The sequence below is a fragment of the Asaccharospora irregularis DSM 2635 genome (assembly GCF_900129815.1).
Classification (GTDB): domain Bacteria; phylum Bacillota; class Clostridia; order Peptostreptococcales; family Peptostreptococcaceae; genus Asaccharospora; species Asaccharospora irregularis.
Window position 1 is genome coordinate 1 of sequence record NZ_FQWX01000027.1, and the last position, 11,389, is coordinate 11,389.

The 11,389-nt window shown below is 24.8% G+C and carries 9 protein-coding genes; all 9 read right to left on the reverse strand.

Annotated features, from left to right (window positions below):
• A partial coding sequence (tnpA, locus tag BUB34_RS09665; protein WP_408605779.1) for an IS66 family insertion sequence element accessory protein TnpA occupies positions 1–209 on the reverse strand: 209 nt, incomplete at its 3' end.
• A 52-nt stretch (positions 210–261) separates the two neighbouring features.
• Positions 262–711 (reverse strand): hypothetical protein, encoded by a 450-nt coding sequence (locus BUB34_RS09670; protein ID WP_073126838.1) that lies wholly within the window; start codon positions 709–711, stop codon positions 262–264.
• Between the two features lie 508 nt (positions 712–1,219).
• Positions 1,220–2,965 (reverse strand): ABC transporter ATP-binding protein, encoded by a 1,746-nt coding sequence (locus tag BUB34_RS09675; RefSeq protein ID WP_200787910.1) that lies wholly within the window; start codon positions 2,963–2,965, stop codon positions 1,220–1,222.
• Between the two features lie 21 nt (positions 2,966–2,986).
• Positions 2,987–3,439 carry a hypothetical protein gene (locus tag BUB34_RS09680; RefSeq protein ID WP_073126842.1) on the reverse strand — a complete coding sequence of 151 codons (453 nt, stop codon included), beginning with the start codon at positions 3,437–3,439 and terminating at the stop codon, positions 2,987–2,989.
• Positions 3,440–3,483: 44 nt separating this feature from the next.
• Positions 3,484–4,155 carry an ABC transporter ATP-binding protein gene (locus BUB34_RS09685; RefSeq protein WP_073126843.1) on the reverse strand — a complete coding sequence of 224 codons (672 nt, stop codon included), beginning with the start codon at positions 4,153–4,155 and terminating at the stop codon, positions 3,484–3,486.
• A 1-nt stretch (position 4,156) separates the two neighbouring features.
• Positions 4,157–5,179 carry a S8 family serine peptidase gene (locus BUB34_RS09690; protein ID WP_073126845.1) on the reverse strand — a complete coding sequence of 341 codons (1,023 nt, stop codon included), beginning with the start codon at positions 5,177–5,179 and terminating at the stop codon, positions 4,157–4,159.
• 7 nt (positions 5,180–5,186) lie between these two features.
• Positions 5,187–7,718, reverse strand: a complete 2,532-nt coding sequence (locus tag BUB34_RS09695) for an ABC transporter permease (protein WP_073126846.1) — start codon at positions 7,716–7,718, stop codon at positions 5,187–5,189.
• A 146-nt stretch (positions 7,719–7,864) separates the two neighbouring features.
• Positions 7,865–10,393 (reverse strand): ABC transporter permease, encoded by a 2,529-nt coding sequence (locus tag BUB34_RS09700; protein ID WP_073126848.1) that lies wholly within the window; start codon positions 10,391–10,393, stop codon positions 7,865–7,867.
• 827 nt (positions 10,394–11,220) lie between these two features.
• Positions 11,221–11,364 (reverse strand): hypothetical protein, encoded by a 144-nt coding sequence (locus tag BUB34_RS13260; RefSeq protein ID WP_159430060.1) that lies wholly within the window; start codon positions 11,362–11,364, stop codon positions 11,221–11,223.
• Between the last annotated feature and the right edge of the window lie 25 nt (positions 11,365–11,389).

Consider the following 11,389-nt stretch of genomic DNA (forward strand, 5'->3'; position numbering starts at 1 on the left):
TTTTTAGGATTTATCGGAGTAGATACTTTTGCTAATTCTACTTCACAAAGGGTTGGTTCTATTTGTTGATGAGCCAGTCGTTTTCTATGGTAATAGAATTGACTTTTAGATATTTTTTTCTCTTTACAAAATTCTGTTGCAGTTGCATCATAAGATTTGAATTCTTCAATGATTTGATCCCATTGTTCTATGCTGTTTTTTACATACATAAGGTTAGCCTCCATATTTAATTTTATATTAATATTTTAGCTAACCTATAATTTATATTGTAGTCAGAGATTTTTTGACGTTTACCCCCATCTGACTTGCAGCTTCTTTTTCTATTACTATTTCTCCGTCTTTTATTGGTTCTCTTCCCTCTATTTTGTATCCAAAAGAACTTATAAAGTCTTTATCAAATGAATTTAAATCAAGCCTAACACCACTTTTTTTATCGACTATTTCACATAGTTGTTTTGACATATTTAACTTTGATATATTTTTTTCATTTATAAAATATTGTACTTTTTCATTATCAATCCCTGAAAACTCTACATGATAATCGCTATGTACATCCTTAGCTTCTTTTACTTGAGAATCATATCCAGAATCCCTAATCACAATCATAGAGAACGTAAGCATTACAGCCAGAACTATACATGATAGTAGTGATATCGTTTTTCCTTTTTGTTTTTTCATATAGGAAATTGCTAATTTCCACGTATTATTCACAATTATTCCCCCTTATATTTATTTAAAAAGTATTAGAGCAGGAAATCTATATAAAAAATTATAGATTTCCTGCTCTAAATCTCAATCTAAGAAAATTTGTTTCTATTTTTTATATGGCTATTAATATGATCTTCCTCCAAATGGTAATCTATTTCCATTCTGAATCATTAAAGACTCTGTTAAAATCTATAAAAACAGATATAATTTCCAATTATTTTCTGTTTTTATCACTTAAAATTACTTCTAATTTTTATTGAATATTTATCATTTAAATATTATAGCTTTTTACTTGGTATCCTCTTATAAATTGACTTAAAGTACAATAACAACTTAAAAACATTATTGTATATACAGACCTATTAAATATAATACCTATGTATAGATTCAGTATTTTTTGTATTTACAACGTTAAGTAAAACTTAGTCATTATTTTCAATCACAAGTTCTAAAAAGTATACAATTCAGGATATAAAAAAACTATGAAATAACTTAGTTATTTTCTTTTCATTTAAGATAATGCTAATTCTTGTTTTTGCTCATTTACTAAACTATAATATGTACTTTCATTTAATATAAGTTCTTCGTGATTCCCTGATTCAATAACTCTTCCTTTATCTATAACATATATTTTATCCGCATTTTTTATAGTAGATAATCTATGCGCTATAACAATAACAGTTTTATTCTTAAGTAAATCACTTATATTTTCAGTTATTTTTTTCTGTGATATATTATCTAAAGCTGATGTAGCTTCATCAAATACTATTATACTTGAATTGCTAATAATTGCCCTCGCAATAGCAACCCTTTGCTTTTGACCTCCAGATAGCTTCACTCCTTTTTCACCTATAATAGTATCAAATCCATTTGGTAGTCCATTTATAAAATCATATAGATCCACTCTATTACATACATCTTTTACAAACTTTTTACTTATATTTTTATTACCTATAGTCAAATTATTTAGTATGCTATCATCAAACAATAATAAGTCTTGTGTAACAATAGAAATATTTTTCCTCAAGGATTTTAAATTATAATCTTTAATATCTATATTATCTATCATTATCTTCCCTTCATCTATGTCCCATAGTCTAAATAATAAATTTACTATTGTTGATTTACCACAACCACTTGTTCCAACAAGCGCTGTCAATTTACCCTTTTCAAATTCAATATTAATATTGTCTAAAATCCTATCTTCATCATATGAAAAAACAACATTATCAAAAGTTATATTTCCACTAAAATCCTCTTTAATTATACTACTATTATTATCTTGATTTATAATTATAGGCTCATCTAATATACTAAATATACGATTGATAGATACTAATGATTGTTGTATTCTTGTATTTGATCTTATAATATTTATACACGGACCTATTAGCATCCCTGTATATTGCTGAAATGCTATAAGCTCTCCAATAGTCATATTTCCTTTAATTATTTTTAATCCCCCATATCCGTATATACAGATCGTTATTAGACTACTTAGTATCATGGACGCAGATATATTACTAGAAATAATCATATCTAATTTTATACACTTATTTATCAAACCTTTTTCTTGTTTTATATATCTTTTGAAGAAATTAAAACTAGATTTAGATATTATAACATTCATTATATTAGATACGTATTCTTGAACTATATTAGATATATTTCCACTGTCTTTTCTGACTTCTTCAGTTTTCTGTGCTATAACCTTAGTAAATTTAGATTGAATAAATGTAAGCATTACTTGTAATGTAATTACTATAAGTAATAAATCAGATTGCATCCTTACCAGGAAAAATAAAGCTATACAAGCCGTAAGCCCATCAACTATTAATGAAAATAATATTTCTGCACCGAAATTTTCCACTATAAATATGTCATTTTCTATTATACTTAGCATATTTCCTGTTTTTATATTTGTATAATATTCCCCAGATAGTTTTGATAAGTGCTTAAGTAATCTTATTTTTAACTTAATAGAGGCTCTCTTTTTCATTTTAGAATATATATACTCTAATATAACCGTAAATAGCGCTGAGAAAATACTTATAATAGCATATAATAAGACTAATTTTATTAATAAATTAGTCTTATTATTAATTATAGCATCATCTAGTATTAATCTTGTTACTTGAGGTATAGACAAATCTAACATTGATATTACTAACATAATTACAAATGCTATACTAGCTATTAACTTATTTTTTTCGAATACTATTTTTAAAAACTTTTTTATGTTTCTAGAATTTTTCATTATTTATACTCCTGTTAGATACTACTTAGTATAATCATTCCCCTTATCCATTTCCTCTAATTTATTTAAAAACAATTCTATTTTTTCTATATCCTGTTTTATATCATTTCTTAACTCATTTTTAATTAAAATTCCTTTATGTAAATCTATTTCAAGATACTTATTATTGAAATATTCTACTGTATATTCTAAGTTATATAATATTTCTGCAATACTCTGATACTCAGTTATTTTATATAATTCATTTAATTTTAAATTAGATAGCTTCATCTGATTATCCATCACATATTTTAAATTTTGTATATAATTATTAAAATTATTAAAATATTCTTTTCTTGTTTCCTCCGTGTACTCCTCTGAAAAGTCTAACCTCTCTCTCAATGTAATTATTAAATTTTCTTTTAATGCTACTTGAACCTCTTTACTACTCATATTATTGAATAATTCTTTTAATTTATATTTAAAATTACTCATTTTATTCACTCCCCTAATAAGTTATCTATCCTTATTAATTAGCTTTAATTTATACTTATTATATTCCCATCAACTATTGAAATAATTCTATCTGCTTTTTCAGCTATTTTTTCATTGTGAGTAATCATTATAAGTGTTTGATTATAATTTTTAATAGACACCTTAAGCAAATCCATAACTTCCTCTGTAGTTTTTGTATCTAAATTACCAGTGGGTTCATCTGCAAGTATTATAGCTGGTTTCGCAGCTAAAGCTCTTGCTATAGCTACTCTTTGTTGTTGCCCCCCTGACAACTGATTTGGCAAATGATTTTGTCTTTCTGTTAGCCCTAGAAAATTTATAATTTCATCAATATACTTATTGTCAACCTTTGCCTTATCAAGTCTTAAAGGCATCTCTATATTTTCTCTTACATTAAGTACAGGTATTAAATTATACTGTTGAAATATAAACCCTATTTTTTTTCTCCTATGTTTAGCTAATTCATTTTCCGATAATTTATATATATCTTGATTCTCTATTTTAACAGTCCCTTGAGTAGGTCTCTCAAGGCCTCCAAGTAAGTGAAGCATTGTAGATTTGCCACTTCCACTTGGCCCTATAATTGCAACAAATTCACCTTTTTCAACAGAAATATTTGCACTATTAAGTGCAATAACTTCAGTATCTCCTTTTCCGTATTTTTTTGTAAGATTTATTGTTTCTAAGATTTCCATATTAATGTTTCCCCTTTTCTATATTTTTTTCAACAAGTTCTGCCAAAGTGTAAATTGATATAAAATCATACCTTGAGATATTCATATAGTCAAATTTTATATCAAATTTTTCTTCTAGCTTCATTATTATTTCAAAACAATTGTCACCATTTAATCCAATATTATTATTAAACAAACTACATTCATACCATTCATTATTACTTTCGTCTATTTTAAACCTATCTCTAATTATTTCAATTACACCTTTAAGTATATTTTCATTAATAACACTTTTTTCATTTTTAAATATAGGATATCTTTTACTAGATTCCATATCTTTATCTGCCCATTCATTACGTAAAGCATTGACTTCTAATACTTCTTCTAAATCATCTAGTTCAAATTTAGGATTTTTATATACTATTTTAGCTATCTTACCGGTCAGCCTTGCTGCTGCCATACTATTACATTGTCCAAATAAGCTATATTTATTGTCTAAATCACATGTTAAGTATGAATTATTATCTATAATACATTGAATATCATATTTCTTATTGTACCAAATAGCATCCTCACCCTCTAAGATAAATCCCTTAACACCTATTACATTATCAAAATTTGCAGGATAGCTAAATTCAAATCCATTAGCAACAGAGCATATAATAATTTTTCCTTGATTTTTAAGTTTTTCACAAATATCATATAAATCTTCGGCTATTTTACTTTCCATAACAGATAAACTTAAGTTTATAATTTTAACATCTATTTCTAGTAAATATCTTAATGATTCTTCTAATATTTGTATATTTGCTCTTCCTAATTTATCTAATGCCTTAACTACAAAAAATTCAACTTCTTCAAATTCTTTTTTAATTATTGATACACAAGATGTTCCATGGCCATTATCATCCTCATATTTATCAGATACAAATATATAATCTCTCTTAGATTCAAGTCCAATTCCATCAAAAACATTATACTTAAAATATTCATGATTTTTATCTATTCCAGTATCTATTATTGCTATCTTTACTTTTTGTTTCATAACCCACCTACTCTAATGAACTAATAGACTCAACTATTGATAAATCTTTGATTTTTTTAGATGGAAAGTATGTTGCTATAAGCCCTATTATAATGTTTATAACTACTATTAATAAGTAATTTTCCCATTGTATTATAAACTTAGGACTTATTAATTTAGGACTTAAAACTTTAAATAAAACATTTTGGCTAATAATCCCTAATGTAACAGATATAATACTTGAGCTCATTCCATATATCAATCCTTCAAATCTAATCATACGCTTAAATTCATTATTAGTCATACCTGTTGCTCTTATCATTCCAAATTCATTTGTTCTTGATATTAAACGATAACTTATATTGTTTAATATATTAAATAGACTTATTACAAATAAAACTATTATTATTGAGTAGATAAAAGCAATTTTATTTTTCTGCAATAAACTTATATCTTCTCTTTCTTTTGCCATGTCATATAGTACAGATCCTTCTGTTTTATTTGTTATATTAAGGATATTATCATTTAACCTACTATGGTCTTCTCCTTGTTTTTTATCTATATTTACAATTTGATAATTTTCAAATCCTGTAATTTTTTTAAATCTATTAGAAGATATAACTAAATCAACACTATCTTCACCTGAATAATAATCAGCTGTATCTATAACTTCATCAACTATACCTCCTACTAAAAATTCTTCAGTTTTATATTTTCCACCTTTATCTTCCATTCTTAAGTATTCTAGACTTGAGTTTCCATCCTCTCTAAACGTAACTTTTACAATATCCCCTACTCCTATATCTACAACATTAGGGCCTATAGGATGTGGTATTTTAATTATTGCAATATTTTCATTTCGCATTTTACTTCTATCTATCTCTCCATCAACTATATATTTATTTAGTTTTTTTAATAATTTGTCATCATAACCATATACAATATTTTTAAGTACATATTTACCACTATTTTCATCTTTAGTTAGTATTCCATTTAATACATTTTTATAGTATTCAAATGAGTTTAGTTGATCAAAATAAAGAGGTTCCGCTATTTCTGATTTGTCTAAGAATAATCTTGAATATAATAATTGTATTGAATTTACAGATTCAACAGCACTTAATTCCTTTATTTTTTTTACACTTTCTTCGTTAATTCCATAATTCATAGGTCTAGTAGGTATTATACTTACTTTATAATCTGTATTTATATTTGATAATTCTGCCTTTTTATAATCTTGTACTTTTGCTAAATGAGCATAGAAACTAGCTGATATAAATATGGCTCCTCCTAAACCCATTGATAAAATTACCATAAAAAATCCCTTTTTATAACTAAAAATATTTTTAAATGATATTACTTTTTCAAACGACATGATTTTTGTTAAAAATTTTATATTATTATTTGGCACTTTGCTTATTTTTGCTGACGATAGATTTTTCTTTATTGCATTAATAGGCGAAACTTTTTTCACAGTTTTAAAAGTGAATAAGCTAATTATGAATATTATAAATAATGTGACTAGTCCAGAAAAAATTACTATATCTTTATTTATAATAATCTTTGTAATTTCAACTGTTCCCTCTGTAAACAACCCTCCTGCTATAGAACTAAATAATTTTGCCCCCAAAATCCCTGCTCCTACTCCTATGGGCATACTTATTATTTGTAAAATTAGTAACTCAAAAAATAACAACATTAAAATCTGTAAAGACTCCCCGCCTATTGCTCTTATTACACCATATTCAGATGCTCTTTGAAGTATGGATATGTTAAATATTCCATGTATAACTATTCCCGATACTATAGATACTATAATTGCTAACAATATTACCTTATAATCTTTTTGCCCTGTATCTCCTAATGCTTCTAAAAGCATATTATTTTTTCTTACATTATCGCTTTTTATCTTTGCTTGTTTAGATATAGTTTGTATATTTTCATTTATGTTAGAACTTTCATCAAATGTTATATATGCATCCAGTTTATTTATACTATTAATGTCAAAAGCCAAAAATCCATCCACTTGACCCACTGATTTTTCTCTAGCTCTATCTTTCAATATACCTACCAGTGTATATGTTTCTTTACTTGCTTTATTATATAAATCTAATGTTATCTTTTCACCAAGCTTTGGTTCCAATCCCATATTTTTTAAAGCCCACTCTTCTAAAGCTATTTCATTTTTTTTTGTTGGTAAAGTACCGTCTATTAATCTTGAGTTCCCAGATTTAATATATTCCTTATTTGCCATAGTTAAATTTATCATTAATTTATTATCAGGATTATTAGAATCATAATATGATGTCATGCCTATCTCTTTTATATCTTTATTTTTCTCAATTATACTCAGCTGCTCTTTAGTTATATCTTTATACCTTACATGGTATAATCCTTCCTCATACTTAGTCTTATCTATATTAGCTTGTTTTGCACTTTGAGATAAGGTTCCGCATCCAACAATTAATGCTATACTAAGTACCATACTTGCACATATTGCAATAGATCTATTTATATACTTTTTTATATATAATGTAGCTAATTTAAAATAATTTTCCATACTAATCTCCCTGCATATTTTTTATATTATAATTGTATAATCAATGTATCATCTAAGTTTTTCAATTTCAACAGGTTATTCCTGAATGGTTAATTTTTTTAAGTTCAATGGTATTCTTATGTCATAATTTTTGTTTATATATAATATCACTCAACCTTATTCATTGACTCTACTATACTATTATTATTGATTCTCTTAGAAGGAATATATGTAGCTAACATACCTATAATCATATTCAAGACTATAATTATTATATACAATTTTAAATTTAGTACCATTTTAGGATTTATTAAGTCTGCTCTTATTTGTATGAATATTAATATCTGGGATATCACTGAAAAAATAATTGTAACTATATTAGAAATGATTCCATATACAATCCCTTCAAATAAAATCATTTTCTTGAAACTTTTTTCTGATAAACCAATTGCTCTTATGACGCTAAATTCGTTTGTTCTTGAAATTAAATTATAACTAATACTATTTATTATATTAAATACACTTACCAAAAATAGAATTACAGTTATTCCATTTATTAATAAAGCCCTACTATCATTATATTTATTTAGTTCTTTTACCTCTAAGCTTAAATCTCTTAAAATTACTCCAATAGTATCTTTTGTTATATTATTTATTTGTTCATTTAATTTACTAGAACTATATCCACCCTTTTTATTAATATTAACTATAGAATAATTCTGTATATTTGTTGATTGTTTAAATACCTTATCCGATAATATTACCTCTATACCCTCATCACCAACAGAGTATTCTTGTTCAACAATACCTTTTTCGATAAATCCCCCTATAACATATTCTTTTTCAACATAATCTATATTCTCAGGAAATTTAATATCATCTTCATCAATTACAGTATCTTTATGAAATTTTATTTTTATTGTATCTCCAATATCAAAATCAAAAACAGGATTTCCTTTGCCATCACGGTGAATTTTTAAAAGAGCTATATTACTATTTTTCATTATATTTTTATCAATATTACCCTCTTTTAAATATGGTCTTAGTTTCTCAAGACTTTCATCACTATAACCATATAAACTGCCCTTTATTTTATAGTCTTCACTATCAGATTGTTTTGTAAATATACCACCTAAAACATCTTTAACATATGGACTTTTATTTATTTCATCATAAAAATGTGGGAAATTCACATCCTTTTTATTTATATCCATAGTAATACAATAATATCCAAATGGTTCAACACTAGAAATACCATTTAAATTTTTTATTTGGTTTATTTGATTTACAGAAATTCCATCCTTCATATCCATTGATTCTTCAGATATTTTATAATCTGATGTTATTGATGATTCGCTTTTTAATTTTAATTCTGCATTCTTATTTTTTAAATTAGAACTAAAATCAGATGATATAAATAGTGTGCTACCAATTGACATTGATAAAATAGTTATGAAAAAACTTCTTTTATCTCTTAGAATATTTTTTAAAGATATAAAATTTATTATGGATAATTGTTTTCCTAAACTATACATTTTAGAACTATTTGATTTTTTACTAGATCCCCTATTCATCCTTATAGCTTCAATAGCTGACAATTTGTTTATTTTCTTTATTTGAGATATGGATATGATTAGTATATTAATAAACATTAAAATTATAGATAATATAATAGATTCTTTTGATATAAAAATCTTATTAACCACACCTGTATTTTCTGAAAGCATCATTGTTATTTTTGAACTACATAAATTAGCAGAGGCAATGCCTAAAAGTATCCCTAAAGGAATAGAAATAATATACAGAGTAAATAGTTCAAAAAATATAATTCCAAATATCTGTAATTTATTTGCACCTATCGATTTAAGGGTTCCATATTCAGACAATCGTTGTAATGTCGATATACTGTATATACTATAAACAATTAAACATGCAAAAATAGAGATTACTATAATAATCACCATTAATTTATTATTTGTTAAAACATTATTTGATATTGATTCTATTAATGACCTATTTAAGGATATATTATCTTTCTTAATTCCTAACTCTTTTTTTATAGAATTTATATTTTGATTTATTTTTACACCATCATTAAATCTTATATAAACATCTTGAGGTTTATTGCTATCATTATTAAACGTTGTAATTATCTCTTTTCTGCCATTAGCTTTATTATTTACTCTATCCTTAATTATCCCAACAATAACAAATTGTTTCGTTTTAGTTTTACCATTGTTATACAACTTTAAATTTATTTTCTGATTAATATTTTGGGGTAAATTTAAACTACTTATAACCCAGGGTTCTAGTAATATTTCATTATTATTTTTAGGCATTTTTCCTTCAATAATTTCTGCATTATAAAATTGTAAATAGTTTTTGTCAGCTTCAATTATATTAAAAGTCTTATTTCCTTCTGAATTAGAATCTGAATACCTTTCTAATCCTATTTCTTTTATATTTTTATTGTTAAGTAGCTTCTTTAAACTTTCTTCATTGATATTACTAAACTTTACATGATGACTACCAAGTTCATATTCTGTCATAGCTATATCAGCTTGTTTTTCACTTTCAAAAAGTGAACTTATCCCTATTATTAGAGCTATACATATTATTAAGCTCAAGCAAATTGTTAAAGATCTTGTTACATATTTTTTTATATAATTAACTCCTATTTGAAAACTTAATTTCATTTTAATCTCCTTCTTTAAGTTATTCCATTTGAATTTAATATTTTTACAGAGAATATATCAATATCACTGAATTGTTTTTTTTATAATTGAAGCACAAGCTGTTTCATGTACATTTTTATCAATACTTAAGTCTAATATAGATGCATTAAACATTTTCATTTATCTATTCCAATCTCTTTATCCCGTATAGCCTTAAACAGTTTTCTTTTCATTATTTTACATCTGTTTTCAAATAAATCTTTTAACTCAGCTAAATTAATATTTACATTCATAGAATCCTATATTATTTCAAAACTTCTTTTGACATCTTAATCAAATTACCTGAATTTCTATCCCCTAAAATTATTTTATTATTATTTTGTATTTTTACACACGATCTATTAAATATATAACTCAAACAATCCCCTCCATAATTAATTTTTGTAGCTTGTATCATTGCTTTATCTGAACATTAAAAATATTATCGAAATCCATTTTTACAACTATGATTAAATTTAGAATTTTATATATAATTAAGTATTAATAATATTCTAATAACCTTTTTTATACAGAGGTGATCTTTGAAATAAAATACAATTTATTCACTCCTCAATATACTAATATCATTTTCTATTTTTCTTTTCAATAACTTAAACATGAATAGTAATTTTTTGTGTTTAAATGGTATATTCTAAACTAATCATTATAAAAAAGTCCACTTTTTCATCATAGTAATCCTTGCTAAAAATACTTTATCTAGCAAGTCAAAATATAATAAAAAAATGGACTATAAAATAAACAAATTAACCTAAAGAACAAATAATTTTACTTATCTAAGTAAATGTATTCTATAAACAAGATGATTGATAATATTTAGATTTGTCTTTATATAAATAATATATCGGCTTTCCATTTGAACCGCATTTACAACTACTAGATTGAGCAGAAACATTTATTTCTTCTTTATCAATTATTTTTTTTATTTTTAACATTACTATCCCTCCTAAAGTTTAAATT